Annotated in this window: 28 protein-coding genes and 3 tRNA genes; 20 read left to right on the top strand and 11 right to left on the bottom strand. The window is 69.1% G+C overall.

The features are described 5' to 3' along the window. The first annotated feature begins 1 nt into the window (after position 1). The 11 genes from IFT88_RS01005 to IFT88_RS00955 all read left to right on the top strand — a co-directional run bounded on the left by IFT88_RS01005 (position 2) and on the right by IFT88_RS00955 (position 7,936). The gene (locus IFT88_RS01005) at positions 2–1,093 is read left to right on the top strand and encodes a DUF6177 family protein (protein ID WP_192118401.1); all 1,092 of its coding nucleotides are present in this window, start codon (positions 2–4) and stop codon (positions 1,091–1,093) included. After that, complete coding sequence (locus tag IFT88_RS01000) at positions 1,083–1,472, top strand: hypothetical protein (protein WP_192118399.1); 390 nt, start codon at positions 1,083–1,085, stop codon at positions 1,470–1,472. The genes IFT88_RS01005 and IFT88_RS01000 overlap by 11 nt, the downstream gene beginning before the upstream one ends. After that, a complete protein-coding gene (locus IFT88_RS00995) occupies positions 1,469–1,825 on the top strand; it encodes a DUF6507 family protein (protein ID WP_055975732.1) in 357 nt (118 codons plus the stop codon). The genes IFT88_RS01000 and IFT88_RS00995 overlap by 4 nt, the downstream gene beginning before the upstream one ends. Beyond that, the gene (locus tag IFT88_RS00990) at positions 1,825–4,266 is read left to right on the top strand and encodes a DNA/RNA non-specific endonuclease (RefSeq protein ID WP_192118397.1); all 2,442 of its coding nucleotides are present in this window, start codon (positions 1,825–1,827) and stop codon (positions 4,264–4,266) included. The genes IFT88_RS00995 and IFT88_RS00990 overlap by 1 nt, the downstream gene beginning before the upstream one ends. 112 nt (positions 4,267–4,378) lie before the next feature. Further along, positions 4,379–4,738, top strand: a complete 360-nt coding sequence (locus IFT88_RS00985; RefSeq protein WP_192118395.1) for a hypothetical protein — start codon at positions 4,379–4,381, stop codon at positions 4,736–4,738. 54 nt (positions 4,739–4,792) lie between these two features. Further along, positions 4,793–5,317 carry a T6SS immunity protein Tdi1 domain-containing protein gene (locus tag IFT88_RS00980; RefSeq protein ID WP_192118393.1) on the top strand — a complete coding sequence of 175 codons (525 nt, stop codon included), beginning with the start codon at positions 4,793–4,795 and terminating at the stop codon, positions 5,315–5,317. A 431-nt stretch (positions 5,318–5,748) separates the two neighbouring features. Then, positions 5,749–6,015, top strand: coding sequence for a hypothetical protein (locus tag IFT88_RS00975; protein WP_192118391.1), 267 nt, complete (start codon positions 5,749–5,751; stop codon positions 6,013–6,015). Then, positions 6,012–6,494, top strand: a complete 483-nt coding sequence (locus tag IFT88_RS00970) for a hypothetical protein (RefSeq protein WP_192118389.1) — start codon at positions 6,012–6,014, stop codon at positions 6,492–6,494. Before IFT88_RS00975 ends, IFT88_RS00970 begins: the two co-directional genes overlap by 4 nt. After that, positions 6,481–6,966 (top strand): hypothetical protein, encoded by a 486-nt coding sequence (locus IFT88_RS00965; protein ID WP_192118387.1) that lies wholly within the window; start codon positions 6,481–6,483, stop codon positions 6,964–6,966. The genes IFT88_RS00970 and IFT88_RS00965 overlap by 14 nt, the downstream gene beginning before the upstream one ends. Positions 6,967–6,989: 23 nt before the next feature. Continuing rightward, complete coding sequence (locus IFT88_RS00960) at positions 6,990–7,481, top strand: hypothetical protein (RefSeq protein WP_052505276.1); 492 nt, start codon at positions 6,990–6,992, stop codon at positions 7,479–7,481. Further along, entirely contained in the window at positions 7,478–7,936 is a 459-nt protein-coding gene (locus IFT88_RS00955; RefSeq protein ID WP_056228025.1) for a hypothetical protein, read from the top strand. Before IFT88_RS00960 ends, IFT88_RS00955 begins: the two co-directional genes overlap by 4 nt. Before the next feature lie 32 nt (positions 7,937–7,968). Here the strand turns inward: IFT88_RS00955 and IFT88_RS00950 are convergent, their stop codons facing one another. Further along, positions 7,969–8,568 (bottom strand): hypothetical protein, encoded by a 600-nt coding sequence (locus IFT88_RS00950; RefSeq protein ID WP_192118385.1) that lies wholly within the window; start codon positions 8,566–8,568, stop codon positions 7,969–7,971. 94 nt (positions 8,569–8,662) lie between these two features. Beyond that, positions 8,663–8,746: transfer RNA gene (locus IFT88_RS00945), tRNA-Leu, on the bottom strand. 108 nt (positions 8,747–8,854) lie between these two features. On the opposite strand from IFT88_RS00945, the gene IFT88_RS00940 reads away from it, so the two are divergent. The 7 genes from IFT88_RS00940 (at position 8,855) to pknB (ending at position 17,896) form a co-directional block, all read left to right on the top strand. Next, the gene (locus tag IFT88_RS00940) at positions 8,855–9,568 is read left to right on the top strand and encodes an FhaA domain-containing protein (RefSeq protein WP_123571116.1); all 714 of its coding nucleotides are present in this window, start codon (positions 8,855–8,857) and stop codon (positions 9,566–9,568) included. After that, on the top strand, positions 9,565–10,086 hold the full coding sequence (locus tag IFT88_RS00935; protein ID WP_043595274.1) for an FHA domain-containing protein FhaB/FipA: 522 nt from the start codon (positions 9,565–9,567) through the stop codon (positions 10,084–10,086). The genes IFT88_RS00940 and IFT88_RS00935 overlap by 4 nt, the downstream gene beginning before the upstream one ends. Before the next feature lie 6 nt (positions 10,087–10,092). After that, the gene (locus IFT88_RS00930; protein WP_043595276.1) at positions 10,093–11,340 is read left to right on the top strand and encodes a PP2C family protein-serine/threonine phosphatase; all 1,248 of its coding nucleotides are present in this window, start codon (positions 10,093–10,095) and stop codon (positions 11,338–11,340) included. A gap of 85 nt (positions 11,341–11,425) precedes the next feature. After that, a complete protein-coding gene (locus IFT88_RS00925) occupies positions 11,426–12,781 on the top strand; it encodes an FtsW/RodA/SpoVE family cell cycle protein (RefSeq protein ID WP_043595278.1) in 1,356 nt (451 codons plus the stop codon). Next, positions 12,781–14,256: a peptidoglycan D,D-transpeptidase FtsI family protein gene (locus IFT88_RS00920; protein ID WP_192118383.1), complete on the top strand. Its 1,476-nt coding sequence runs from the start codon at positions 12,781–12,783 to the stop codon at positions 14,254–14,256. The genes IFT88_RS00925 and IFT88_RS00920 overlap by 1 nt, the downstream gene beginning before the upstream one ends. Further along, the gene (locus tag IFT88_RS00915) at positions 14,253–16,034 is read left to right on the top strand and encodes a protein kinase domain-containing protein (protein WP_043595281.1); all 1,782 of its coding nucleotides are present in this window, start codon (positions 14,253–14,255) and stop codon (positions 16,032–16,034) included. Before IFT88_RS00920 ends, IFT88_RS00915 begins: the two co-directional genes overlap by 4 nt. A gap of 155 nt (positions 16,035–16,189) precedes the next feature. Next, positions 16,190–17,896: a Stk1 family PASTA domain-containing Ser/Thr kinase gene (gene pknB / locus IFT88_RS00910; protein WP_192118380.1), complete on the top strand. Its 1,707-nt coding sequence runs from the start codon at positions 16,190–16,192 to the stop codon at positions 17,894–17,896. A 94-nt stretch (positions 17,897–17,990) separates the two neighbouring features. Here pknB and IFT88_RS00905 read toward each other — a convergent pair whose 3' ends face one another. Genes IFT88_RS00905 through IFT88_RS00895 form a run of 3 tightly spaced genes read right to left on the bottom strand, consistent with a single transcriptional unit; the run spans position 17,991 to position 19,566 of the window. Beyond that, positions 17,991–18,629 carry an anthranilate synthase component II gene (locus tag IFT88_RS00905; protein ID WP_192118379.1) on the bottom strand — a complete coding sequence of 213 codons (639 nt, stop codon included), beginning with the start codon at positions 18,627–18,629 and terminating at the stop codon, positions 17,991–17,993. Next, positions 18,626–18,787 (bottom strand): hypothetical protein, encoded by a 162-nt coding sequence (locus IFT88_RS00900; protein WP_043595285.1) that lies wholly within the window; start codon positions 18,785–18,787, stop codon positions 18,626–18,628. The genes IFT88_RS00905 and IFT88_RS00900 overlap by 4 nt, the downstream gene beginning before the upstream one ends. 2 nt (positions 18,788–18,789) lie before the next feature. Continuing rightward, entirely contained in the window at positions 18,790–19,566 is a 777-nt protein-coding gene (locus IFT88_RS00895; protein ID WP_082452533.1) for a class E sortase, read from the bottom strand. 152 nt (positions 19,567–19,718) lie between these two features. On the opposite strand from IFT88_RS00895, the gene IFT88_RS00890 reads away from it, so the two are divergent. Further along, a complete protein-coding gene (locus IFT88_RS00890; RefSeq protein WP_043595289.1) occupies positions 19,719–19,952 on the top strand; it encodes a cell division protein CrgA in 234 nt (77 codons plus the stop codon). Between the two features lie 161 nt (positions 19,953–20,113). Here IFT88_RS00890 and IFT88_RS00885 read toward each other — a convergent pair whose 3' ends face one another. Beyond that, positions 20,114–20,962, bottom strand: coding sequence for a rhomboid family intramembrane serine protease (locus tag IFT88_RS00885; RefSeq protein ID WP_137846894.1), 849 nt, complete (start codon positions 20,960–20,962; stop codon positions 20,114–20,116). Further along, entirely contained in the window at positions 20,963–21,502 is a 540-nt protein-coding gene (locus IFT88_RS00880) for a peptidylprolyl isomerase (RefSeq protein WP_043595292.1), read from the bottom strand. A gap of 137 nt (positions 21,503–21,639) precedes the next feature. Between IFT88_RS00880 and IFT88_RS00875 the strand changes: the two genes are divergently transcribed. Continuing rightward, a complete protein-coding gene (locus IFT88_RS00875) occupies positions 21,640–22,176 on the top strand; it encodes a hypothetical protein (protein ID WP_192118378.1) in 537 nt (178 codons plus the stop codon). 299 nt (positions 22,177–22,475) lie between these two features. Here IFT88_RS00875 and IFT88_RS00870 read toward each other — a convergent pair. From IFT88_RS00870 to gyrA, 4 genes are all read right to left on the bottom strand, one after another. Further along, a tRNA-Ala gene (locus tag IFT88_RS00870) sits at positions 22,476–22,548 on the bottom strand. Positions 22,549–22,630: 82 nt separating this feature from the next. Then, positions 22,631–22,704, bottom strand: a tRNA-Ile gene (locus IFT88_RS00865). Between the two features lie 73 nt (positions 22,705–22,777). After that, the gene (locus IFT88_RS00860) at positions 22,778–23,185 is read right to left on the bottom strand and encodes a DUF3566 domain-containing protein (protein ID WP_043595295.1); all 408 of its coding nucleotides are present in this window, start codon (positions 23,183–23,185) and stop codon (positions 22,778–22,780) included. After that, the gene (gyrA, locus tag IFT88_RS00855; protein WP_082452532.1) at positions 23,178–25,865 is read right to left on the bottom strand and encodes a DNA gyrase subunit A; all 2,688 of its coding nucleotides are present in this window, start codon (positions 25,863–25,865) and stop codon (positions 23,178–23,180) included. The genes IFT88_RS00860 and gyrA overlap by 8 nt, the downstream gene beginning before the upstream one ends. Between the last annotated feature and the right edge of the window lie 75 nt (positions 25,866–25,940).

Here is a 25,940-nt window from a genome sequence, read left to right as displayed (position 1 = left end):
CGTGAGCGACTCACGGGCGACGACCCTGCCCCACCCGCTCGCCGACGCGAGCGGGCCGGGGTGGATCGCGACGATCAGCACCGCCCCCGTCGTCGGCCTGACCTCGGGGCGGCAGGCCCTGCTCACCGACGCGACCCGCGCCGGCGTCCGCGTCGTCGTCGTCACCCACGACGACGCCCGCCTCAGCTGGGCGCTCTACCAGGCCCTGCGCCTCGTCGCCGGGGCCTGGCTGGTGCGGGACGCCGACGGCCACCTGCGCCACGCCATCGGCGGTGCCCGGGTGGCGTCGTACGACGAGGCCCTGCTCGACCCCCTCGCCGACCCGGTCGACGGATCGGCGCGGGCGACCGCGCCCGCCGACGAGTTCGCCCTCCTGCCCCAGCCGGCGGTCGAGACGACGCGTCCGTGGCTGCAGTTCTCCGTGGCCGTGCACCACGCGGCGAGGGCGGAGGCCCTGACCGGCACGACGACGGAGGCGCTGGTCACCGCCGTCGCGGGCGTCGCGCCCACCGTGTGGGGCACCTCCGAACCCCCCGCCACCGTCTGGGACCGAGGTCGCATCACGGCCCTGGCCCGGGCCCGCATGCCGCGGGACTCCCGGGTGCACGTCGCCGGCTCCGCGCCCGACGGCACGGTCTGGACCGGCACGATCCGCATCGCGCGCAGCGAGACCGGACTGACCGAGGAGACCCGGCTGCTGTTCGCGCTGCCCGAGGCGACCGGCGTCGACGACGCGGCCCGTGCCTCCTCGGCTCTGCGCAGCCTGTCCGAGAAGCAGCAGGTGCTGCTGGCGACGGCGTGGAGCCTGCGGGGAGCGGCCGACGCGACGATCACGCCCTACCGGCCGACGACGCCGCAGCCCCTCGCCGCGGTGGTCGGCGCGCGGGCCGTGCGACGCCTGGGGCTCGACGCGGCCTCCTTCGCCGCCGAGCACGGCGGGACCACGACCGGCAACGCCCGCACGCCCTCGCTCGTGGTGCCGTTCGGTGCCGACGCGACCCGGTGGCAGCGCTTCGCGGCGGCCCTCGACGCGATCGGCCCGGGTGTCGTGGCCGACGCCCTCCTCCCCCCGGCGGTGCGCCGTGCCCCGTGAGTTCGTGATCCTCTCGGCCGAGCCCGTGACGGCCGTCGAGGTCGTGACCGCGGCCGCGGCCGTCGACGGCGGCCTCGGTGCCGGGCGCCTCTGGCAGGGCGGCGGCATCCAGATCGCGTCCGGCGAGGGCCTGGTCCTGGCCGTGCTGCGCAGCACACAGCTCGAGGACCCCCGGGAGGCGCGGCGCGGCCTCGGCCTGCCGGTGATCGACCCGGCGTCCCAGGACCACCCCGCGGGCCGACCGAACGACCACCCCGCCACCGACCGCTGGTGGACGGAGGCCTACGGCCCCTTCGACGGGCCTCTCACCCAGGCGCTGGCCCGGCGCCTGGCCGACGACGTGCAGGGCACCCTCGTGACGACAGGAGACGACCGATGAGCTCGTGGAGCATCCAGACCGACGGCGTCGTGAGCGTCCTGACCAAGGTGCAGGGCTCGGCCGAGACGTTCGCGGCGACCTTCACCGGCGTCGAGACGGCCCAGACCGAGCTGAACGCCGGCGTGGGCAGCGACATCCTCGTGTCGTCGGCCGTGGCCGTCGTCGACCTGATCTCGTCCGAGACGAACCGCGTGCAGGGCATCAACGCGCGCATCCTCGCCTGCGCGACCGGGGCGGGTGACGCGACGCTGGCCTACGTGAACGGCGACGAGGAGATGGCCGCGCAGACGCAGGCCGCCGCCGTGCAGGCCGCCGAGTCGGGCGACCTCAGCTTCTTCGAGGGGGGTCGCTGATGGCCACGAAGGGGTCGCTGATCGCACCGTCCGAGTTCTACGGTCTCGACATCGTGCCCGAGTCGATCGCGTCGGCGGCGGCGGGCTACAAGACCACGTCGACCGCGGTCACGACGAACGCCGAGGCCGTGATGACCGACTGGTCGGGGCTGTCCGCGTCGTACACCGCACCCGAGGGGCCGCAGTTGTTCGCCTCGATGGACCCGGTGCGCACCGACGCCGAGGCCGTCGCCGGCAAGCTCTCGACGGTGGCCGACCTCCTCGAGACGCTCGCCGAGTCGGTCACGGCACCGGTCGCGCGCATCAAAGAGCTCGTGACCGAGGCGAACGCCTTCCGCGCGTCGGTGGCCGGCGGCGTGACCCTCGACTTCTACGACCCCGACAACCCGCTCTTCCAGGCCAGCCAGATGAGCGGCGGCGGGGTGCCGATCGTGCCCGAGGGCCAGGGCGAGACGACCATCCCGTGGAACGAGCACACACCGTCGGTCGAGCGCAACAACGAGCTGCAGTCGCAGTACAACGCCGAGATCGCGAAGATCGACGCGGCCCGGGTCGAGTTCGAGAACGGCGTCAACGCCCTGCGTGACGACCTCTGCGTGGCTCCGCAGACCGCCGTGACGGGTGAGCAGCTCGACCTCGCCGAGGACAACCCGTGGGGTGCCCAGGGCAAGGGCGAGCGGTCGTGCCAGGAGTCGGTCGGCGACGGACTCGTCGAGTTCGGCACCAGCTTCGTCGAGGGCACCGTGTCGCTCGTCGGCTTCGACGCCGCGAACGGCTGGAAGCACGACTGGTCGTTCGCCGGCGAGGCGTGGACCGGCATGCTGACCGGTCTCGGCGCCCTCGCCATCACGGTGGCCTTCCCGGTGGCGCCCGCCCTCGCGAACCTGCCCGACTCGGCCGTACCGGAATCGCTGCGCGGCCTCCGCGACAACTACAAGCAGACGATGGACGGCATGGTCGGCGGAATCGTCGGCACGCCCGAGCAGTGGGAAGAGGACCCGGTCGCCGCCGGCACCTTCGCGGTGGCGAACGTCGCCTCGTTCTTCATCCCGGGTGCGGGCCAGGTCGGAGCGGGCCTCAAGGTCGGGTCGGGCGCGGCCCGGGCGGCGACCCTCACCGGCCGGCTGGCCGAGGTGGCGGAGGACGCGTCGCACCTGCCGAAGGGCCTGTCACGGGTCGAGGACCTCGTCGCGGAGTTCGGCGAGCACGCCGGCGGCCTGTCGAAACTCGACGACCTCGACGGTCTGACCGACACGATGGCCGCCCTCGAGCGCATGACCGACGTCGAGTTCTCCGGTCTCACCGGCGCCCTGAAGGCGGGCGAGACCGTCGACTTCGGCTCGCTGTCGAAGCTCGAGGACTTCGCCGACTACGGCGACCTCGGTCGAACAGCCGAGGAGGCGCGAGCCGCGTCCGCCACGCACGCCGACGCGTCCGCTCACGCGGGTGGTGGCACCGGCTCCGACCCGGCCGCCGGTGCCGCCCGCGCCGCCGACCCCGGATCAGGCGGCACGACGCTGCTCGAACGTGGCGACGGAGGCGGAGCGGGCGATGCAGGTCGGGCCGACGGTGCCGGATCGAGCGATGCCGGTCGGGCCGACGGCCCTGGGACGAGCGACGCAGGTCGCGCGGACGGCCCTGGGACGGACGAGCCCGGTCGGGCCGACGGTCCCGTCGACGGCGCGGGTGCAACCCCTGACCGGTCAGCCGGTGGCGGCCATGACACGGACATCGGGGAGCTCGACCTGTCGGGCCCTGACCGGACGCCCACCCCGACCGAACCGACGCCGCACGCCACACCGGCCGTCGAGCACCACGTGACGGTCTCGGGCTCCGACCTGCCGACGAAGGAGAAGCCGTTCGCCCACGGTCAGGTCCTCGCCCCGGACACGGCGTACACGGTGCCTGGCCGGGGTGTGTTCTCGACCGACGCGACAGGTCGCATCGTCCACGTCGAGACCGAGTACGGCGGCAAGGGCAACCTGAACTACGACCTCATGCAGCCCGCCGCGGACACGACCTACGTCGTCGGTGGCAAGCACGTTTACGTCACGGACCACGCCAGCCGCACGGTGCTCGCCGAGTTCGACGACCTCCAACTCGGCGATGCCGACCGGTCCGAGTCGGTGCAGAAGCGCATCGGCAAGGAGGGCGGTGTCGGGTACGAGGGAGGCCACCTCCTGGCCAACATGTTCGGCGGCGGCGGCGAGAAGATCAACATCGTGCCGATGCTCCGAGAGGTCAATCGCGGCCGGGGCCACTCCTTCGGTAACCTCGAACGCGAACTCCGGCAAGCCCTGACCGCGTCCGACGGAGGCGCCGCCGACCTCAAAGTGCTTCCGGAGTACGAGGGCACGAACACAGTCCCGACCGGTGTCCAAGTCAAGATCCAGGCTCACGGTCAACCGCTACGACAGGAGTTCTACGACAATGTCCGGTGACGACAAGGTGAAGTCGGGTCTCGAAGCAGAACGTGATGCACTGAGAGAACTGGGTTCGCAGCTCCTTGCACTGATTCCTTCGGGTTCCGACCGCATCCGCATGCAGACAAGCATGGCTCGGGGTGTGATGGCCGGCGAGACGTTGCTCTTCGCAGCCGACGGCTCCCAGGAGTCGGCTGCTCCCGCGCGACGCACGTTCGAAGCGGCTCGTCGACTGAGGCGCCTGATGTACAAGCCAGGGGCAGGCACGTGGTTCACCGCCGTCTTCACCGTGACGGCCGCCGGGAAACTCAGCGCACAGTACGACTACGACAACGAACCCGAACTAGGTCACTTCGGTGCCGAGGAATATCGTGCCGACTTCGAGGATTTTCCCCGGACTGCCGAGAACACGCCCGAGTGGCTCGCCGCGATCCTCGCGGGTGCGCCCACCCGGCACGACCTCGTCGGCCGTGACGAGGGTCCCGTCTGAGAGTCGAGACATGGACTCGCGCAACAGGGCTGGAGTCACGTGACGCAGCCGTTGATGCCAGGGCCTCCACTGTCCTCCGCCAGCCTCGACGCCGCTGTCGAGCGTCTTCCCGACGACGTCGTGGCCCTGTGGCGTGACCACGGGCTGGGCGCGACGGCTGACGGGTACCTGCGCATCGTCGAGCCCACCGCGTGGCAGGACGTCCTCGCCGAGGTCGCACCTCGATTCGCGGCGGCCACGCCCCTGATGTCGTCCGCCCTCGGAGACCTGGTCGTCTGGCTCGACGGCCGAGCGCACCTCCTCGAATTTCGACGGGGCACGAGCCGGATCATCGCCAACAGGCTCTCGACGCTCCTCGTCATCCTCGGCTACGAGTCGTTCCTGGCCGACCCCGACTACTTCGACTGGAGCCCCTTCCCGGAGGCGCGGGAGCGTCTCGGGGTGCCCCGCTCCGACGAATGCTTCGGTTTCAGCCCGCTGCTCGCCCTCGGAGGCCGACGATCTGCTGCGTCCCTCGAGGTCGTCGACATGCGCGAGCACGTCCTCCTGATCTCCTCCGTCGCGGGCCCACTGCCGTGACTCACGCCAGCGGCACAGACGCCGCATGCTCGCATCCACTTGCACGTGAGGTGGGGCTGTCGGTCGCGACCGCGCAGTCGACGACGGGCGGGACCCTGATCCTCGTCGGAGGCGGCACATCGCCCGATGCCTACCTCGAGGCATGCCTCACGACCTCGAGAGAACTGGCGGACTCAGGAGTACTCGGGCCCGTGCCGTCCGCTCACGACTCGGAGCCCCACGGCATGCCTGCCGAGAGGGACGCACTCCGCATCCTCGGCAAAGCGCTCCATGCCGTCATCCCGCGCGACCACGATCGAGTGATCGCCCGGATCAGCGTGGTCGGCGGAGTGACAGCCGGCACGATCGAGCTGCATGCCGCAAACGGCAGCTCGACCTCTCTCTCGTCCGGTCGTGGCGTCTTCCGGGCGGCCCGCGATCTCCGGAGGGTCATGAGCAAACCCGAAGCCGGGACGTGGTTCACGGGCGTGTTCACCGTCACCGCCGGGGGGAAGCTCAGTGCGAGGTACGACTACGACCACGAGCCCGAGCTCGGGTCTTTCGCCGCCGAGGCGTACCGCGCCGACTTCGACGAGTTCCCCCGCACGCCGAAGAACACCCCCGACTGGCTGGCCGCCATCCTCGCCGGTGCCCCGACCCGCCACGACCTCGTCGGCAGGGGTGGCACACATGAGCCGAAGGGAGAACCCGAGTCATGACACGACATGAGAACCCACCCGGACTCGAGCAAGGGCGCTCTGCGCTGAGAGGGGTCGGTCTGGCTCTTCATGGCGAGATCGCAGCGGGCTTCGATCGCATCGAGGCCGAGATCAGCATCGTCGGTGGTGTCTCCTCCGGAAAGAAGCGCCTCTACCGCCCGGACGGGACGGACGACTCCATCATGGGCACGAGGGACTCCACCCTCCGTGCTCGTGAACTCAGAGAGGCCATGTACAGGCCGGGGGCCGGAACATGGTTCACCGCCTCGTTCACGGTCACGGCGGAAGGGAAGCTCCGCACGCGATTCGACTACGACAACGAACCCGAACTGGGCCACTTCGCCGCCGAGGCCTACCGAGCCGACTTCGATGAGTTCCCCCGCACCCCCGAGAACACCCCCGACTGGCTCGCCGCCATCCTCGCCGGTGCCCCGACCCGCCACGACCTCGTTCGCCTCGGACACGATGACCGGCGCTGAGGAGAGCCGCTCTGCTTCACGTGACGGGCAGCCGGCGGGACTCGAAGCCGAACGCGTCCAACTGCGCGCCATCGGTCGTCTGCTGTATCCGACTCTGAACTCAGAACACGATCGTGTCGAGATGCAGGTCAGCGTGGCGGGCGGCGTCCTCGCCGGCCGGACCCGTGTCCATCGACTCGACGGTTCGCTCGAATCGATCATCGGGCCTGTCGATGCGTTCGAGGCGGCCGAAGTCCTCCGCGGCGCCATGCACCGTCGAGATGCGGGGACCTGGTTCACCGCGGTGTTCACGGTCACGGCGGCCGGCAAGATGAGCGCGTCGTACGACTACGACCACGAGCCCGAGTTGGGCCACTTCTTGGCGGATGCCTACAGGGCCGATCTGGCTCGATTTCCCCGCACCCCCGAGAACACCCCGCATTGGCTGGCTGCCATCCTCGCCGGCGCCCCGACCCGCCACGACCGCAAGTGATCGATGACCGAAGGGATACACGCATGTCCGACGGCCCACCGACGACCGGCATCGAGGCCGAGCGCACGATCCTCCGAGACATCGGCCGGCAGCTGTACGGCCTGCTCCCGACCGGCTTCGACCGGATCGTCATGAAGACCAGCATCGCTGGGGGCGTCATGGCCGGTGAGACGGTCCTGCCCCGCATCGACGGGAGCGAGGACCACGCGCTGCCCGACGAGACGACCTTCCGGGCGGCACGCGACCTCCGGAAGGCGATGTACCGACCCGGTTCGGGTACCTGGTTCACCGCGGTGTTCACGGTCACGGCGACCGGCAAGATGAGCGCGTCGTACGACTACGACAACGAACCCGAGCTGGGCCACTTCGCCGCCGAGGCCTACCGAGCCGACTTCGACGAGTTCCCCCGCACCCCCGAGAACACCCCCGACTGGCTCGCCGCCATCCTCGCCGGCGCCCCGACCCGCCACGACCTGGCCGGCCGAGCCGACGGTGGCGGCGGGGCCGAGCGATGAGCGAACACGACGACGGCGGTGGCCGCGTGCCGACCGAACGTGATGCCCTCCGTCGGGTGGGTCTCGCCGTCCACCGCATGATGCCTCGAGGCTCCGTCCGGGCGGAGTTCGACTTCTCCGAGGTCGGAGGCGTCCGGGTGGCATCCGTGGGTTTCTTCGACGAAGCCGGCCACGAGTCGTCCACTCCCGACACGGACGAGGCGGGCGCCGCCGCCTCCGACCTCCGACGGCTCATGTACCGAGCCGACGTTGGATCGTGGTTCAGCGCCCGCTTCCGGGTCACCGCCGCCGGCAAGCTCGGCACCTCGTTCGACTTCGACCACCGCGCTCCTCACACCTGGATCGACGACCAGGCCTACCTCGACGATCTCGAGTCGTACCCACGGCCCGCCGAGGCGATCCCTGGCTGGCTCGCCGCCGTCGTCGCCTCGCGATCGGCCGGAGGCTCTCCGTGACCGGCCTCACGGGCTGATCGGGCCGAGACGCCTCAGAGCGGCAGCACGGCCTCGAGGGCGAGCGGGTCGCCGTCGATCGCGATGTCGTTGAGCTGCCGGCCGACGAACTCCGCGGCCTCGACCGTGTCCGTCTCGATCCGGTGCCCCGTGCCCTCGACGACGAGCGCCCAGGCGACCGGACCCCCGGAGGCGCGGGTCACCTCGAGACGGCAGCGCGTCAGTTCGCGGTCCTGTCCGAATCGCATCTCCGACAGGTCGGTGATGACCATGCACTCGAGGTCGTCGAGGAACCCGTGCAGGGTGGCGTCCCTCGCGATCTCGAGCCGCGCCTCCTCGTCGAGGCCGTCGGCGGACGAGGTGAACCGCGTACCCTCGACGGTCCGGACGATCCATGAGACGTGGTCGCCGACGGTGATGAAGGACTGCATGCTGCTGATCTTCGGCCCGATGTCGGCGTGCACGTAAACCGGGGGCAGGTCGGTGACGCTGACGACGATGCCGTCGCGGCGACCCACGACGCGGCGGTCGGAGTCGACGACGATGCGCTGGTTGCGGGGCACCCACAGGGCCTTCGGGAACTCGTCGAAGAGCACCTCGGCGAACTCGAACACGACCGCGCTCTGCTGGCTCATCGCACCAGACAACCACTGCACGGGCCGACGGCGACGGGTGGGACGAGAGCCGGGAAAGAGAGAAGGCCCACCCGGAGGTGAGCCTTCTCGTTCGTGCGCGAGGGGGGACTTGAACCCCCACGCCCTTTCGAGCACTGGCACCTGAAGCCAGCGCGTCTGCCAATTCCGCCACTCGCGCGAACTCGTAGACTTTAGCATGCGTGGGACGTCCGAAAGAGCACCGGTGAGTCCCTTTCACTCGTTCGGGCTAAGATCGGGCGACCAGAGACCCCGAACCTGGAGACCCATGGGACTGCTCGACAACTTCGAACGCGGGCTGGAGCGCGCCGTCAACGGCGCCTTCGCCAAGACGTTCCGTTCGGGCGTGCAACCACTCGAGATCACGAACGCGCTGCGCCGTGAGCTCGACACCAAGGCCGCGGTGGTCTCGCGTGACCGCATCCTCGTGCCCAACGAGCTCCAGGTGCGCCTCGCCCCCATCGACTACGAGAAGATGTCCGGCATCGGTCCGGCCCTGATCGACGAGCTCACGCAGCTCACCCAGCGGCACGCCACCGCCCAGGGGTACCAGTTCGCCGGGCCCCTCGGCATCCGCCTCCGCCAGGACGACTCGCTGAGCGTCGGCATCATGTCGGTCGACTCTCGCAACCTGCGCGGCGAGGTGCAGTGGAAGCCGTTCGTCGAGATCGACGGCAAGCGCCGTGAGCTCAGCGGTGCCCGCACGATCATCGGCCGCGGCAGCGACGCCGACATCACCGTTCAAGACACCGGTACCTCCCGTCAGCACGTCGAGATCCTGTGGGACGGGTCACGCGCCCAGGTCCGCGACCTCGGCTCGACGAACGGCTCGAAGCTCAACGGCAACCCCCTCACCAAGGCGCCGCTGCAGCCCGATTCGGTGATCCAGATCGGTCGTACGCGTATCGTGTTCCGCGTGCTCCCCCAGTCATCGACGCCCGACCCCTTCGACGGGCCCGACTCCACGGGTGGCCGACGATGACCTCAGCCCTCACCCTGCTGGTGCTCCACTTCGGCTTCCTGGCCGTCCTGTGGCTGTTCGTCTTCGTGATCGTGTTCGCGCTGCGGAGCGACCTCTTCGGGCAGCGGGCGCGCAAGATGCCCGCCGACGCCACACCCGGCAAGGCGAGCTCGACCGCCACCGCGCCTCCTGCCCCCGCCCCGCGTCCCGCGCCCGCCGCGCCGGCACCGACGCCGCAGGGTGACGGGCGCGCCACGCGCCTGGTCATCACCAAGGGCGCCAAGGCCGGCCTCGAGATGCCCCTCGGCGACGGGCCGCTCACCATCGGGCGATCCCAAGAGAGCAACCTCGTGATCCGCGACGACTACACCTCGACCCACCACGCGCGCCTCATGCTCTGGAACGGCCGCTGGGTCGTGCAAGACCTCGACTCCACCAACGGCACGTTCCTCGCCGGTGAGCGCGTGTCGGTCCCCACCCCCGTGCCCACGGGCGCGACCGTGACGATCGGGCAGACGAGCTTCGAGCTCCGGCGGTAGGCCCTCATGACGACGCACGCCAAGAGTGCCGCTCTGTCCAACGTGGGCAAGATCCGGTCCAACAACCAAGACAGCGGCTACGCCGGCACGCAACTCTTCGTCGTCGCCGACGGCATGGGCGGGCACGCGGGCGGCGACGTGGCCTCGGCCATCGCGATCCGACGGATCCGCGAGACCGACCGCGTCTACACCTCGCCGGGTGACGCCGAGTTCGCGCTGCAGTCGTCGTTGATCGCCGCGAACCAGTTGCTGGCCGAGACCGTCTTCGAACACCAGGAGCTCACCGGCATGGGCACCACCGTCAGCGCCATGCTGCGCGTCGGTGACAGCATGGCGATCGCCCACATCGGCGACTCGCGCATCTACCTGTTCCGCGAGGGCGAGCTCAGCCAGATCACCGCCGACCACACCTTCGTGCAGCGCCTGGTCGACAGCGGACGCATCACGCCCGAAGAAGCGGCGGTCCACCCCCGACGCAGCGTGCTGATGCGCGTGCTCGGCGACGTCGACGCGGCACCCGAGATCGACACGGCCACCCTCGGCACGCAGCCCGGCGACCGCTGGCTGATCTGCTCGGACGGCCTCAGCAGCTACCTCGCCGAGGAGCGCATCAAGAAGGCCATGGCCATGGGTCTCGACGCCGAGCAGACGGCCCGGCGCCTCGTGAAGGAGACCCTCGACCACGGCGCCCCCGACAACGTGACCGTCGTCATCGTCGACGTCGACGAGTCGGGCGACTCGGCACTCGACGAACCCGTCACGGTCGGGTCGGCCGCCGCACCCCTCAGCTTCGACAGCGACGCCGGGCGCAAGCAGCTCCGTCTGCCGACGATCCTGCTGCACCCGCTCAAGGTCGCCACGACGCCGGAAGACAGCCACTTCGAGCCCGAGAGCGACGAGTACCTCGCCGAGCTCATCGCCGAAGACAAACGTCGCCGTCGCCGTCGCCGCATCACCTGGCTGACCGCCCTCGTCGTCGCGATCGCCGCGCTCGTCGCCGGGCTCGTGCTGACCTACCAGTGGACGCAAGACCACTACTACGTGGGCGAAGAGCGGGGCACGGTCGTCATCTACAAGGGCGTGCAACAGAGCCTCGGGCCCATCGGCCTCTCGAGCGTCTACGAGACCACCGACGTCCAGGTCGACGACCTGCCGAACTACACGCAGACCACCGTCGAAGACACCATCAACGCCGGTTCCCTCGCGGACGCCCGGGCCATCGTCGAGAGGTTGGCCGATGCCAGCAACCCCTGACGCACCCGGTGGTGACGCGACCGAGGTCATCGGTCGCGTAGGAGGCGCGCGCAAGCCGTCCGCGAAGGCGTCGCGTCCCACGAACATGACGCAGGCGATCTCGCTGCGCCTGCGCGAACCCGCGCGCCTCCGCAACCTCGAACTGCTCATGCTGCTGATCGCCTGCGGCGTCGCCGCCGGAGCGATGGTGCTGGTCCAGCTCGGTGCGACCGGCGAGGTCGACCCGACCGTGCTGATCGCCGGCTCGATGGTGCTGGGCCTGGCCCTGATCTTCCACGTCGTCCTGCGGGTCGTCGCCCGCGAGGCCGACCCGTTCGTCATGCCGATCGCCGTCACCCTGAACGGCATCGGCATCGCGATGATCTACCGCCTCGACCTGGCCGAGGGGCGTGAGGGCTGGGGCGCGCTGGGCATCAAGCAGATGGTCTGGACCGTCCTCGCGATGGTGATCGCCCTCGCCGTGCTGCTCGTGATCCGCAACTACCGGGTGCTGTCGCGGTACCGCTACATCGCGATGTTCGTGTCGATCGTGCTGCTGCTGCTGCCCCTCCTGCCGGGCATCGGCCGCGAGGGGCTGAACGCCCGCGTGTGGATCGACATCGGCCCGTTCTCGTTCCAGCCGGGTGAGATCGCCAAGATCACGCTGGCGATCTTCTTCGCCGGCTACCTCGTCACCGCCCGCGACAACCTCTCGCTCATGGGGCCGAAGATCCTGGGCATGCGGTTCCCGCGGCCGCGCGACCTCGGGCCGATCCTCATCGTCTGGCTCGTCGCCATGGGCGTCCTGATCTTCCAGCGCGACCTCGGCACCTCGTTGCTCTACTTCGGGCTGTTCCTCGTCATGATCTACGTGGGCACGGGGCGCGCGAGCTGGATCGTGCTCGGCGTCGGCCTCTTCCTCGGAGGGGCCCTGATCGCCAGCACCTTCCTGGGGTACGTGCAGGGCCGTTTCGCCGCCTGGCTCAACCCCTTCGCCCAGTCCGAGTACGACGCCGTCGGCGGGTCGTTCCAGCTCGTCCAAGGCCTGTTCGGCCTGGCGAACGGCGGACTGATCGGCACGGGGCTCGGTCAGGGCCGTCCGCAGACCACACCGCTCGCCGAGAGCGACTACATCTTCGCATCCCTCGGTGAAGAACTCGGCCTCACCGGGCTCTTCGCCATCCTGGCGCTCTACCTCCTGCTCGTCTCCCGCGGGTTCCGCATCGGCTTCGTGGGTCAGGACGACTTCGGTCGCATGCTCGGGGTCGGCGTCGCGTTCGTCGTGGCCCTGCAGGTCTTCGTGGTCATGGGTGGCGTGACGAGGGTGATCCCGCTCACGGGCCTCACCGCTCCCTTCCTCGCCGCGGGCGGTTCGTCGCTCGTGGCCAACTGGATCATCGTGGCCCTGCTGCTGCGACTGTCCGACTCCGTGCGCAACCAACCGAGGCTGGTGATCGGCTGATGAACAAAGAACTCCGACGCGTGAGCTACGTGGTGCTCGCCATGTTCGTCGCGCTCTTCCTCTCGACGACCTACATCACGGCGTTCCAGGCCGACGCGCTGAACGCCGACGCCCGCAACTCGCGGGCGCTGCTCGCCAGCTACTCGGCCCAGCGCGGCCCCATCCTGGTCGGCGGCCAGGCGATCGCGCAGTCGACCCCCGTCGACGACCAGTACGAGTTCCAGCGCACGTACTCGCAGCCCGACCTCTACGCACCCGTCGCCGGCTACTACACGCTGGGCCAGGGGTCCCGGGGCATCGAGGACGCCATGAACCGGTACCTCACGGGCAACGCGAACTCGCAGTTCTTCGACCAGGTCAACTCGCTGCTCACGGGTCAGGACCCCGAGGGCGCCACGGTCAACCTCACCCTCGACCCCACGGTGCAGCAGGCCGCGTACGACGCGCTCGGCTCGAACTCCGGCTCGGTCGTCGCGATGGACCCGAAGACCGGCAAGATCCTCGCCATGGTCTCGAAGCCCAGCTACGACCCCAACCCGCTCGCCAGCCACGACCGCCAGACCGTCACCGACGCCTACGACTCGTTGATCGCCGACCCCTCGGCCCCGCTGCAGAACCGGGCGATCCAGGGCGACCTCTACGCGCCGGGATCGACCTTCAAGCTGATCACGACGGCGGCGGCGCTCGAGAGCGGTGACTACACGCCCGACAGCGCGTTCCCCAACCCGTCGACGCTGACGCTGCCCGGCACCAGCACGAACATCAACAACGCCGAGGGCGGAAGCTGCGGCGGCGGTGAGACGGCGACGATCGCGACGGCCCTCCGCCTGTCGTGCAACATCCCTATGGCCCAGCTCGGTCAGGCCCTCGGGGCGAAGGCCCTGCAAGAGCAGGCCGAGAAGTTCGGCTTCGGCGACGAGTCGATCGGCGTCCCCCAGGCCGTCACGCCGAGCCAGTTCCCCATCGAGGACTCCAAGGGCCAGGCCATCAACGACGCCACCCTCATGCTCCAGTCGTTCGGGCAGGGGTCCGACCGAGTGACGCCCCTGCAGATGGCCATGGTCTCGTCCGCCATCGCCAACGGCGGCACCGAGATGAACCCGACGTTGATCGAGAGCGTCCTGAACCCCGACCTGAGCCCGGTCGAGGATTTCTCGCCCTCCGAGTACGGCAAGCCCATCAGCTCCCAGACTGCGGCCACGATGACCGACATGATGGTGCAGGACGTCGCGAACGGTGCGGCGAGCAATGCAAGAATTGACGGCGTCGACGTCGCCGGCAAGACAGGAACGGCCGAGAACGGCCCCGGCGAGCCGTACACCCTCTGGTTCACCGGGTTCGCGCCTGCTGCTGACCCCGAGGTCGCGGTCGCCGTCGTCGTCGAGAACGGCGGCGGACAGGGCCAGTCCGCATTCGGCAACAGTGTCGCGTCACCGATCGCGAAGAAAGTACTAGAGGCGGTGCTGAACAAATGAGACCATCCGGCGGAGTCACCTTCGGTGGGCGTTACCAGCTGTCGACCCGAGTCGCCATCGGCGGCATGGGCGAGGTCTGGGAAGCCACCGACCTCGTCATCGGCCGTACGGTCGCCATCAAGATCCTCAAGGACGAGTACCTGGGCGATCCGGGCTTCCTCGAGCGCTTCCGCGCCGAGGCCCGCCACGCGGCCCTCGTCAACCACGAGGGCATCGCGAACGTCTTCGACTACGGCGAGGAAGAGGGCAGCGCCTACCTGGTGATGGAGCTCGTCCCCGGCGAGGCCATGTCGACGGTCCTCGAGCGCGATCGGGTCCTGCCCACCGACAAGGTCCTCGACATCGTCGCGCAGACGGCGTCGGCCCTGCAGGCCGCCCACGCCGCCGGACTCGTGCACCGCGACATCAAGCCCGGCAACCTGCTCGTCACCCCCGACGGCCGGGTGAAGATCACCGACTTCGGCATCGCACGCATCGCCGACCAGGTGCCGCTGACGGCCACGGGTCAGGTCATGGGCACCGTGCAGTACCTCTCACCCGAGCAGGCGAGCGGCCACCCGGCGTCCCCGAGCACCGACATCTACTCGCTGGGCATCGTCGCCTACGAGGCCCTCGCCGGTCGCCGCCCGTTCACGGGCGAGTCCCAGGTCGCCATCGCCATGGCGCAGATCAACGAACAGCCGCCCGATCTCCCGTCGACGGTCTCCGAACCCGTGCGCCGTCTCGTCCTGTCGTGCATCGCCAAGAAGCCCGGAGAACGGCCCGCGACGGCCTCGGCCCTCGCCCAGGCGGCACGCGCCCTCCGTCGCGGCGACGTCGCCGCCGCGACCGTCGCCGTGCCGGCGATCGGTGCGGCAGCCGCCACGCCCGCCGACGCCGCGACCCAGGCCTTCAACGCCCAGGACGCCACGACGCAGCTGTTCGATCCGATGGCCACCCGAGCCCAGAGCGCCGCGGGTGGTGCGGCCGCGGGCTACGTGGCCGGCTCGGCCGATCCCGACGCCCTGCGCGACGGCGACGACGAGCCCGCCGACGAGAAGAAGCGCAGCCCCTGGTTCTGGCCGTTGATCGTCCTGGCCGTCCTGGCCGTCATCGCCCTCGTGGTCGGCATCGTCTTCGCGGTGGGAAACACCGACGACCCGGCGCCCGCGCCGACGACCTCGAGCAGCACGCCGTCGCCGACCCGGACGACTCCGACGCCGACCCCGACCCCGACATCCGTGACGGTGTCCTCGGGCGACTACGTGGGGCTGACCGAGGCCGCTGCCCGCGCCTCCCTCGAAGAGCTGGGCCTGCAGGTCGACTCGGCCGACGCCGGATCGAGCGCTCCGAGCCCCGACCAGGTCGGCACGGTCGCCAGCATCGACCCGACGGGCGCCCTCGAGAAGGGCTCCTCGGTGACGATCTACATCTACCGCGCGGCCCCGACCCCTGCCCAGCCCTCGACGCCCACGGCGACGCCGGGTCAGATCGCCGCCGGCCAGACCGCCACGATCAACTGGCCCGCCTACACGGGGTGCCCGACCGGCTACTCGCTCACCGGGTACTCGTACACGATCACCGGCGGAACCGACACCTCCGGTCAGTCGGCCGGCGGCCTCGGCGCGAACGCGACCTCCCTCACGGTGACGGCCACGGCCGCCGGAAACCTCACGGTCAGCTACGTGGCCAACTGCGGTCAGATCGCGTCCGAGCCGTCTCCTGGCGTCACCGTCACCGTGACGGCGCCGGCCACGTCGCCCGCTCCGAGCCCCTCGGAAGGCCCCGACCAGCAATAGGTTCCTCGTGACCCCGGTCGTGCGGTCGACCGGGGTCGCGAAGGCCTGACAATCATCCCTGCGGCCTAGGCCCGTACCCAGTCCGGGGGCGGCCGCCCCGGTACACTGGCTCCGACCGTGTCGCCAGACAGGGGTGGGTCGTTGGGAGAACAGGCGTGGCTGAAGGTGTGAGAGAGAGCATCCATCTCCTCGCCAACCGGTACCAGATCGGTGACCTGATCGGCCGCGGTGGCATGGCCGACGTCCACGTCGGCACCGACGCCCGGCTCGGTCGCAAGATTGCCGTCAAGCTGATGAAGCCCAGCCTCGCCACCGATCCGGCCTTCCGCTCGAGGTTCCGCCAAGAGGCCCAGGCCGCCGCCCGCATGGCGCACCCGACCATCGTCCGGGTCTTCGACGCCGGCGAAGAGGTCGTCCGCGACAGCCGTGGGCTCGACGTGGTCGTCCCGTTCATCGTCATGGAGTACGTCGAGGGGCGTCTGCTCAAGGACATCGTCGCCGAGGGTCCGCTCGACCCCGACGAGGCCGTCCGGGTCACCGCAGGGGTGCTGACGGCCCTCGAGTACTCGCACCGCGCGGGTGTGGTGCACCGCGACATCAAACCCGGCAACGTCATGCTGACCAACTCCGGTCAGGTCAAGGTGATGGACTTCGGCATCGCCCGAGCCATCAGCGACTCCGCGGCCACCGTCGCGCAGACCACGGCGATCCTCGGCACCGCCCAGTACTTCAGCCCCGAGCAGGCGCGCGGTGAGACCGTCGACGCCCGCACCGACCTCTACTCGACGGGCGTCATGCTCTTCGAGTTGCTCACGGGCAAGCCGCCCTTCACCGGCGACAGCGCCGTCGCGGTCGCCTACCGTCACGTCAGCGAGCCCCCCGTCCCGCCGAGCACGGTCGAGCGGGGCGTCAGTCCGGCGCTCGACGCCGTCGTCCTGCACGCGCTCACCAAAGACCGCTTCGACCGCTTCCAGAGCGCCGCCGAGTTCCGTGACGACCTCGAGGCCGCCGGTGCCGGTCGCGCGCCGGCCCGCCGCCCGCATGCCGTCGACGCAGGTTCCACGCTCTTCGGCGTCAACCCGCACTCGAGCGCCGGCAGCGAGGCCGCGTTGAAAGAGCTCCAGTCCGACGACACGGGACGACCCCAGCGAACGCAGACCCGCCCTCCGGTGGCCTGGATCTGGGCGGGCATCGTGCTCGTGGCCGTCGTCATCGTGGCCGTCGTCTTCTGGGTGGTCAATCTCACCCCGCCCACGGTCGACAACGCCCAGTCGTCTCGCATTCCCGACCTCGTCGGGGTCAGCTTCGAGACCGGGTCCGCCCGCCTCGACGACCTGGGCCTGACGGTCGTCCGTGCCGACGCCAGCAGCCCGACCATCGACGCCGGCGACATCGTCTCGACCGATCCCCTGCCCGGCACGTCCGTCCCGAAAGAGTTCGCGGTCACGGTGACCGTCTCGTCCGGGCCGCAACTCGTCGCGATGCCCTCGGTCACCGGCCAGACGGTGGATGCCGCGTGGCAGGCCGTCACCGACGCCGGTCTCGAACGAGGTCAGCAGAGCACCGATTACTCGCCCACGGTGCCCGAGGGTTCCGTGCTCTCGTCGGATCCGGCGGCGGCCTCGCAGGTCGCCCTCGGCTCGGATGTCGACCTCGTGGTGTCCAACGGCCTCGTGCAGCTTCCCGACGTCAGTCGTCAGCCTTCCGAAGAGGCCATCACGACCCTCCGTGACCAGCTGGGTCTGACGGTCACCCCTCAGGCCGACCCCGGCTGCACCGGCGAGACCGTGTCGGGCATGAGCGTCCCGCCAGGCGACGTCGCTGCGGGCTCGGCCGTCACCCTCCGCATCTGCACCGGCTGATCCCCTCGCGATCCAGACTTCCCTCTGCGGGTTCGACGCGAGAGCACCCTGCCGACGGTTCTGTGCCGACGGTTCGACGCAGAGACCGTGACGGTCAGCCCAGGTCGACGAGCGGATCGAGCCCTCTCGCCGTCTCGGCCGCTTCCGGCAGGCCGGCGAACGACAACCAGTTGCCGATCATCTGGTAGCCGCCCTGCGTCAGCACCGACTCGGGGTGGAACTGCACGCCGTACACGGGCGCGGAGCGGTGGCGCAGGCCCATGATGACGCCACCCGTGGTGCGCGAGGTCACCTCGAGCGTCTCGGGCACCGTCTCGTCCACGACCGCGAGCGAGTGGTACCGCGTCGCGGTGAAGGGCTGAGGGACCCCGTCGTAGAACGCGCTGTCGTCGTGCTCGACGGCCGACGTCTTGCCGTGCATCAGTTCGTCGGCATGGGTGACCGTGGCCCCCAGGGCCTCGGCGATGGCCTGGTGCCCGAGGCAGACGCCCAGCAGCGGCTTGTCAGCGGCCAGGGCGGCGTGGACGACGTCGATCGAGACACCGGCGGCCGCGGGTGTCCCCGGGCCGGGCGAGAGCAGCACGGCGTCGTACTCGGCGATGCGGTCGGCGATGTCGGCCGCCTCGAAGGCGTCGTTGCGCACGACGTCCGTCTCGGCCCCCAACTGCTGGAGGTAACCATTCAGCGTGTAGACGAAGCTGTCGTAGTTGTCGAGGACCAGGATGCGCGTCATGGTTGCTCCACGGTGACGTCGGGGGTGGGCAGGAGTTCGTTGACGTAGGGGAAGACCCACTCGACGAGGGCGAACAGCACGGCGGCGATCAGGACGAGCACGAGCACGAGCCTCACCCACCAGGGGCCGGGCAGGATGCGCCAGAGGGCGGAGTACACGGTCAGCCTCCGATTCCGGCAGCGGCGAGCTCGGCGGGTGCACCGGCCGACAACGGCTGCCACGAGTCGAACACACCGTAGGCGACGATGCGTTCTTGGGCGGTGAACATCGGGTTGCAGCTGGTCAGGGTGATCAGGCGGTCGCCCGAGGTCGCCGACACGTCGGGGGCGTCGGGGACCTGCTGCAGCACGGAGACCTGGGTGGCCTGGACGTACTGCAGGTTGCGGAACGAGTAGGTGAACCAGCCGTCCTGCGTCTGGACGTACATCTTGTCGCCCTCTTGAAGGTCGGCGATCTTGTTGAAGGGCGCCCCGTAGGTGGTCCGGTGGGCGGCGATGCCGAAGTTGCCGACCTGACCGGGCATCTGGGTCTCGTCGTAGTGACCGATGCCGATCTTGTTGAGGGTGCGCACGGTGCTCGTGCCCCCGGCGATCGGGACGGCGTAGTCAGCGCCGAACCGTGGGACGTAGAAGTTCGCGAACGTCTCGGCCTCTGCCGGCGCCGCCCCGACGGGCGGTTCGCCGTACGATCCGTCGCTCGACGGCTCGGGTGCCGGCGTCGCCACCTGGTCGAACTGTTCGCTCAGTCGTGCTGCGTCGCCTTTGTAGGCGTCGGCCACGACGAGGTCGTTGAACCACTGCTGCCACCCGATGAAGAGCAGCACCAGCACACCGGCGGTGATGAGCAGTTCTCCGAGGACGCTGACGAAGGAGGCGCGTGAACGAGGTCGACGCCTCGTGCGCCTCGAGATCATGGCCTCGCCCCCGTGGTCCGTCATGACTCGATTCTAGGCGGGCATCCGGTCCCCGGAGACGGCGGAGACCACCGGTGGACAACGTGTGGAGAGCATGTGGAGAACCCGGCCGTTCCCATGGACGGCCGAGACGGCCTTCCCAGGACCCAAAAGGGCCTCACGGTACACTGTGCGCCATGGCCAAAGACACGAACCGCAGCACGAAGCCCGCCCGCACCGCAGAGGACGCACCGAACCCCGTGTGGTTCAAGCCGGTCATGTTCGGCTTCATGCTCGTCGGTCTCGCCTGGATCGTGGTCTTCTACGTCAGCCAGAGCACCCTGCCGGTGGCGTCGCTCGGCTCGTGGAACATCTTGGTCGGCTTCGGCATCATGTTCATCGGCTTCTTGATGACCACCCGGTGGCGCTAGAACGCACCTTCGAACTTACACGCCTGTAACTATCCCCATTGTGGGAAACCCTGTGGATAACTTTCCTGTGGATAACTCGGGCAGGTGAGATCGCGTCGGCCGACGAGAAGAGGCGGCTCCCCGATGGGGAGCCGCCTCTCGTCGTTCGCAGGCCGATCGTGTCAGATCAGCCCGGCGAGTTGGGCCGATCTGGCCAGGAGCGCCACGACCACGATCAGGCCGATCGCCACGAGTGCAGCGGTCTGCAGGGCGTGCTTGGAACGGTGCCGTGTCTTCGAGAACAGGAACGCGATGGCCCCGCCCACGACGATGCCCCCGAGGTGGGCTTGCCAGGCGATGCCCGGCACGACGAAACCGATCGCGAGGTTGATGCCCACGAGCACCAGGAGTTGGATGCTGCGTCCGCCGAGGCTGCGGGCGATGACGAAGAACGCCGCCATCAGACCGAAGATCGCCCCGGAGGCGCCGACCACGAAACTGCCCGGTGCCAGCAGGGCGACCGCGGCCGAGCCACCGATGCCCGAGAGGAAGTAGAGGGCGGCGAACCGACCTCGCCCCAACTGTCGTTCGAGCTCTGCCCCGAAGATGTACAGCGAGTACATGTTGAAGAGGACGTGAAGGATGCTGCCGTGGACGAACATCGTCGTCACCGCACGCCAGGGCTGCACGATCTCGAGCGGCGGGTAGAAGGCCAGGGCGCGGGTGACCACGCCGTTGCCCGTCCCCGTGACGAGCTGCAACAGGAACACCGCGACGGTCACGGCCATGATGCCGTAGGTCACGACGGGAGCTCCACGCCGGGAGGCGCTACGGACGCGGCCGACGACCTGCGGTTGGAGGCGCGGTGCGTTGCCCCGCGCCTCCTTCACGCACTCCGGGCAGTGCACGCCCACCGCGGCGGGCGTCTGGCACTCGCCGCAGATGGTGCGACCGCACCGCTGGCAGAGGACGAAGCTCTGCCGATCGGGGTGGCGGTAGCAGTAGTTCGACCGATCGTGTGGATCGGTCACCTAGACCTCGTCGACGGTGACGCTCTGGAGCACCACGTCCTCGAGCGGCTTGTCGCGCGCATCGGTCTTGACGGCTTCGATCGCGTCGACGACCTTCTTCGACTCGTCGTCGGCGACCTCGCCGAAGATGGTGTGCTTGCCCTGCAGCCACGGAGTCGGGACCGTCGTGATGAAGAACTGCGAACCGTTGGTTCCCTTGCCACCGCGCGTGCCGGCGTTGGCCATCGCGAAGATGTAGGGGGCGTTGAAGTTCAGCTCGGGGTGGATCTCGTCGTCGAACTGGTAGCCGGGCCCGCCGACGCCCTGGCCGAGCGGGTCGCCGCCCTGGAGCATGAAGTCCTTGATGATGCGGTGGAAGACGACGCCGTCGTAGAGCTTGTCGGTGCTGACCTTGCCGGTGGCCGGGTGGGTCCACTCTTTGGTGCCGGTGGCGAGGCCGACGAAGTTGGCGACGGTCTTCGGGGCGTGGTCGCCGAAGAGGTTCACCTTGATGGTGCCGTGGTTGGTGGTCAGGGTGGCGACAGCGGTGTGCGTTGACATGTCGTCATTCTTCCACAGCCACCTCGACGCACCAGGGACTCCCCAGGCACCGTTCCGTGACCTGTCAGGAACCTCCGTGCCACACTGGGACGGGCCAGCAACTCTGGCTCCACTGCCTACTCGTTGGAGGAACGTTCATGGCCCTGTCACGCAAGCAGAAGAAAGAACTCAAGAAGTTCAAGAAGCACGCTGCGGCGGTGTGGGGTGAACAGCGCGGCGTGATCGACCACGCCGGCAAGGTCATCGGCGGCTACCGCGACGACGCCGTCAAGATCGCGAACAAGAAGGTCGTCCCCCAGATCAAGCACGCGGTGGACTCCAACGTCCGCCCCGTGGTCTCGCAGGGCCTCTCCACCGGCTCGCACTACGCGTCGGTCGCTCAGGACCGCCTGAAGCACGACGTGTACCCGGCGTTCTCGTCGGCTCTCGGCAACCTCGACCTCGCGAACGACCCGAAGGTCAAGAAGGCCGTGAAGAACGCCAAGAAGCAGGGCAAGAAGGCTGCAGCCAAGTACGTGCCTCGCCAGCAGAAGTCGGGCCCCGGCGTGGGCGGCGTCCTGCTGATCGGCGTGGGCGTCGTCGCTCTCGGTGCCCTGGTGTTCGCAGCCGTGCAGACGCTGCGTGCCGACGACGAGCTCTGGGTCGCCGACGACGACGCCGACGCCAAGGCGTAGTCTCCGCACCCCCACGAAGGGCCCGCCTCCCCGGAGGCGGGCCCTTCGTCGTCCCTGCCCCCGACGGCTGCAGCAGTCGACGCTGATCCGGCCCCAGCACCAGCACCAGCACCAGCACAGACACTGCCTAAGGCCCAACGTTGCACGCACGTCGGCGAAGCCGACACGGGCCCGGAGGGCCCCCCGGCCAGCACGCTTCCCCCTGCGCCGCAGGGGCGGCGGCGCAGCACACAGCGCAGAACGAGAATTGCCCCCGTCAGCTGACATCGTCAGCGGACAGGGGCAAGGCAATTCGATCGTGGAGCCTGGGAGAATCGAACTCCCGACATCCTGCTTGCAAAGCAGGCGCTCTACCAACTGAGCTAAGGCCCCGGCCCCCCGGTCACCGGGGGAACGAGCACGATCTCACCCTGTGCGCGTCGTGAGACGAACTCGAGATGAGACCGGTACTGCGTGGGGCTAATAGGACTTGAACCTATGACCTCTTCGTTATCAGCGAAGCGCTCTAACCGCCTGAGCTATAGCCCCCGGACCGTCGTAAAGCCTACAGCACGACGACGGCGAACTCGAATCGGCGGATTTCACCGACGCGAGCAGTGGATCAGTTGTTGGTGAAACCGACGAGCAGGCCGCCGGTGATGCGCACGCTCAGGTTGTAGAGGACGGCGACGATGGCCCCGAGGACCGTGCCGACGACCACGTTGAGGATGGCGACGACGATCGAGAAGAGCATGATCTGGCCGACGTTGAAGGTGTCCTGGATCGAGAAGCTCGAATCTCCGAGGATGTCCCGCAGCAGGGCGTCGAGATCGTCGAAGATGCCCGTCTGGTTGAGGATGGCCCAGATGAGGAAGGTGGCGACGACCGTGATGATGCCGATCGCGACGGAGATCAGGAAGGCCAGCTTCACGACCGACCAGAAGTCGATGTAGACGAGCTTGAGGCGGACCTGCTTGGTGCCGGACGGTCGTTTCGCCTTCTTCTGCAGTCTCTCGGCGACACTACTCATTGTTCGTTTCCTCTCCGGAGGTTCCGGTGGCCTCGTCGTCGGTCGACTCGGCGTCGACCGACGTGGCGTCGGTCGTGGGGATCTCGGTGTCGGCGTCGACGGACTCGACGGACTCGACAGACACTACGGCCTCGGCCACGGCGTCCGCACTCTCGTCCACCTCGGCAGCGAGATTGCGCTCACTGTTGCGGGCCACCGCGATGATGCGATCGTCGCTCGCGAATCGGGCGAAGACGACGCCCATGGTGTCACGGCCCTTGGCGGGCACCTCGGAGACGGCGGAACGGACCACCTTGCCTCCGGACAGGACCACGAGCACCTCGTCGTCCTCGCCGACGATCAGGGCGCCGGCGAGGTCGCCCCGCGCCTCCGCGAGCTTGGCGACCTTGATGCCGAGGCCGCCACGGTTCTGGACGCGGTACTGGTCGGCGGCCGTGCGCTTGGCGTAGCCGCCCTCGGTGACGACGAAGACGTAGCCCTCTTCACCGACGACGGACGCGCTGAGCAGCGTGTCGTCGTCGCGGAAGGTCATGCCCTTCACGCCCGAGGTCGACCTGCCCATGGGGCGCAGCGACTCGTTGGTCGCGGTGAAGCGCAGCGACATGCCGTGACGGGACACGAGCAACAGGTCGTCGTGCTCGTCGACGAGCAGGGCCGAGACGAGTTCGTCGTCGTCGCGCAGGTTGATCGCGATGATGCCACCGGTGCGGTTCGTGTCGTACTCGGTGAGCGAGGTCTTCTTGATCAGACCGTCGCGAGTGGCGAGCACGAGGTAGTCGGCCACCTCGTAGTCGCGGATGTCGAGCACCTGCGAGATCTGTTCGTCGGGCTGCATGGCGAGCAGGTTGGCGACGTGCTGGCCCTTCGCGTCACGGCCGGCCTCTTGCAGCTCGTACGTCTTGGCGCGGTAGACCCGGCCCTTGTTCGTGAGGAACAGCAACCAGTGGTGGGTGGTGGTCACGAAGAAGTGGTCCACGACGTCGTCCGCACGCAGCTGGGCACCGCGGACTCCCTTGCCGCCGCGGTGCTGGCTGCGGTAGTTGTCGCTGCGGGTGCGCTTGACGTAGCCACCCCGCGTGATGGTGACGACCATCTCTTCTTCGGGGATCAGGTCCTCGACGCTCATGTCGCCGTCGAAGCCGAACATGATCTCGGTGCGGCGGTCGTCGCCGTACTTGTCGGTGATCTCGGCGAGCTCGTCGCTGACGATCGTGCGCTGACGCTCGGGCTTGGCCAGGATGTCCTGGTAGTCGGCGATCTCTCGCTCGAGCTTGTCGGCGTCGTCCTGGATCTTCTGACGCTCGAGGGCGGCCAGGCGACGCAGCTGCAGGTTGAGGATGGCCGAGGCCTGGATCTCGTCGACGTCGAGGAGGTCCATGAGACCCGCACGCGCCTCCTCGACGGTCGGCGACCGCCGGATGAGGGCGATGACCTCGTCCAGGGCGTCGAGGGCCTTGAGGTAGCCGCGCAGGATGTGCGCGTCCGCTTCGGCCTTCTTCAGGCGGAACTGCGTCCGGCGGACGATGACTTCGATCTGGTGGTCGACCCACGCCGAGATGAAGCCGTCGAGCGCGAGGGTGCGCGGCACGCCGTCGACGATCGCGAGCATGTTCGCGCCGAAGTTCTCTTGCAGGCTGGTGTGCTTGTAGAGGTTGTTCAGCACGACCTTCGCGACGGCGTCGCGCTTGAGCACGATGACGAGTCGCTGGCCGGTACGCCCCGAGGTCTCGTCGCGGATGTCCGCGATGCCGCCGATGCGACCGTCCTTGACGAGCTCGGCGATCTTGATCGCGAGGTTGTCGGGGTTGACCTGATAGGGCAGCTCGGTGACGACGAGGCAGGTGCGCCCCTGGAGCTCTTCGACGTTGACGACCGCACGCATCGTGATCGAGCCGCGGCCCGTGCGGTAGGCGTCCTGGATGCCGCGGACGCCGAGGATCTGCGCGCCCGTCGGGAAGTCGGGGCCCTTGACGCGCTGCATGAGCGCCTCGAGCAGCTCTTCTCGCGACGCGGTCGGGTTCTCGAGATACCACTGGGCGCCCGATGCCACCTCGCGCAGGTTGTGCGGGGGGATGTTCGTCGCCATGCCGACGGCGATGCCGACCGAGCCGTTGACCAGCAGGTTGGGGAACCGGCTGGGCAGGATGGCCGGCTCGCGGGTGCGACCGTCGTAGTTGTCCTGGAAGTCGACGGTGTCCTCGTCGATGTCGCGCACCATCTCGAGCGCGAGCGGGGCCATCTTCGTCTCGGTGTACCGCGGGGCGGCGGCGCCGTCGTTGCCGGGCGAGCCGAAGTTGCCCTGGCCGAGCGCGAGCGGGTAGCGCAGGCTCCACGGCTGGACGAGGCGGACCAGCGCGTCGTAGATCGCCGTGTCGCCGTGGGGGTGGAACTGGCCCATGACGTCACCGACGACGCGCGAGCACTTCGAGAACGCGCGGTCGGGGCGGTAGCCGCCGTCGTACATGGCGTAGATGACACGGCGGTGCACGGGCTTGAGGCCGTCACGCACCTCGGGCAGGGCCCGGCCGACGATGACGCTCATCGCGTAGTCGAGGTACGAGCGCTGCATCTCGAGCTGCAGGTCGACCTGCTCGATGCTGTCGCGCTTCGGCGCCTCGGCGAAGGTCTGGGTTCCCTCGGCGTCGATGCCCTCGGGGGTGTCTGTCGGCTCGTCGGCCATGATTCTCCGTTTGTCGTGGTCTGCCCCGTGGTGCTCGTCGGGGCGCGGGCGTGCTCCGGATCAGCCGGATGCGCG

Source organism: Frigoribacterium sp. CFBP 8751 (genome assembly GCF_014841545.1).
In the GTDB taxonomy this organism is placed as follows: domain Bacteria; phylum Actinomycetota; class Actinomycetes; order Actinomycetales; family Microbacteriaceae; genus Frigoribacterium.
This window is presented reverse-complemented; position numbering and strand designations above follow the sequence as displayed.

What these genes read in the sequence shown, in the direction of transcription:
- IFT88_RS00995 (WP_055975732.1), top strand. Translation starts at nt 1,469, where the DNA reads ATGAGCTCGTGGAGCATCCAGACCGACGGCGTCGTGAGCGTCCTGACC.
- IFT88_RS00990 (WP_192118397.1), top strand. Translation starts at nt 1,825, where the DNA reads ATGGCCACGAAGGGGTCGCTGATCGCACCGTCCGAGTTCTACGGTCTC.
- IFT88_RS00985 (WP_192118395.1), top strand. Translation starts at nt 4,379, where the DNA reads ATGGCTCGGGGTGTGATGGCCGGCGAGACGTTGCTCTTCGCAGCCGAC.
- IFT88_RS00980 (WP_192118393.1), top strand. Translation starts at nt 4,793, where the DNA reads ATGCCAGGGCCTCCACTGTCCTCCGCCAGCCTCGACGCCGCTGTCGAG.
- IFT88_RS00975 (WP_192118391.1), top strand. Translation starts at nt 5,749, where the DNA reads ATGAGCAAACCCGAAGCCGGGACGTGGTTCACGGGCGTGTTCACCGTC.
- IFT88_RS00970 (WP_192118389.1), top strand. Translation starts at nt 6,012, where the DNA reads ATGACACGACATGAGAACCCACCCGGACTCGAGCAAGGGCGCTCTGCG.
- IFT88_RS00965 (WP_192118387.1), top strand. Translation starts at nt 6,481, where the DNA reads ATGACCGGCGCTGAGGAGAGCCGCTCTGCTTCACGTGACGGGCAGCCG.
- IFT88_RS00960 (WP_052505276.1), top strand. Translation starts at nt 6,990, where the DNA reads ATGTCCGACGGCCCACCGACGACCGGCATCGAGGCCGAGCGCACGATC.
- IFT88_RS00955 (WP_056228025.1), top strand. Translation starts at nt 7,478, where the DNA reads ATGAGCGAACACGACGACGGCGGTGGCCGCGTGCCGACCGAACGTGAT.
- IFT88_RS00950 (WP_192118385.1), bottom strand. Translation starts at nt 8,568, where the DNA reads ATGAGCCAGCAGAGCGCGGTCGTGTTCGAGTTCGCCGAGGTGCTCTTC.
- IFT88_RS00940 (WP_123571116.1), top strand. Translation starts at nt 8,855, where the DNA reads ATGGGACTGCTCGACAACTTCGAACGCGGGCTGGAGCGCGCCGTCAAC.
- IFT88_RS00935 (WP_043595274.1), top strand. Translation starts at nt 9,565, where the DNA reads ATGACCTCAGCCCTCACCCTGCTGGTGCTCCACTTCGGCTTCCTGGCC.
- IFT88_RS00930 (WP_043595276.1), top strand. Translation starts at nt 10,093, where the DNA reads ATGACGACGCACGCCAAGAGTGCCGCTCTGTCCAACGTGGGCAAGATC.
- IFT88_RS00925 (WP_043595278.1), top strand. Translation starts at nt 11,426, where the DNA reads ATGACGCAGGCGATCTCGCTGCGCCTGCGCGAACCCGCGCGCCTCCGC.
- IFT88_RS00920 (WP_192118383.1), top strand. Translation starts at nt 12,781, where the DNA reads ATGAACAAAGAACTCCGACGCGTGAGCTACGTGGTGCTCGCCATGTTC.
- IFT88_RS00915 (WP_043595281.1), top strand. Translation starts at nt 14,253, where the DNA reads ATGAGACCATCCGGCGGAGTCACCTTCGGTGGGCGTTACCAGCTGTCG.
- IFT88_RS00905 (WP_192118379.1), bottom strand. Translation starts at nt 18,629, where the DNA reads ATGACGCGCATCCTGGTCCTCGACAACTACGACAGCTTCGTCTACACG.
- IFT88_RS00895 (WP_082452533.1), bottom strand. Translation starts at nt 19,566, where the DNA reads ATGACGGACCACGGGGGCGAGGCCATGATCTCGAGGCGCACGAGGCGT.
- IFT88_RS00890 (WP_043595289.1), top strand. Translation starts at nt 19,719, where the DNA reads ATGGCCAAAGACACGAACCGCAGCACGAAGCCCGCCCGCACCGCAGAG.
- IFT88_RS00880 (WP_043595292.1), bottom strand. Translation starts at nt 21,502, where the DNA reads ATGTCAACGCACACCGCTGTCGCCACCCTGACCACCAACCACGGCACC.
- IFT88_RS00875 (WP_192118378.1), top strand. Translation starts at nt 21,640, where the DNA reads ATGGCCCTGTCACGCAAGCAGAAGAAAGAACTCAAGAAGTTCAAGAAG.
- IFT88_RS00860 (WP_043595295.1), bottom strand. Translation starts at nt 23,185, where the DNA reads ATGAGTAGTGTCGCCGAGAGACTGCAGAAGAAGGCGAAACGACCGTCC.
- gyrA (WP_082452532.1), bottom strand. Translation starts at nt 25,865, where the DNA reads ATGGCCGACGAGCCGACAGACACCCCCGAGGGCATCGACGCCGAGGGA.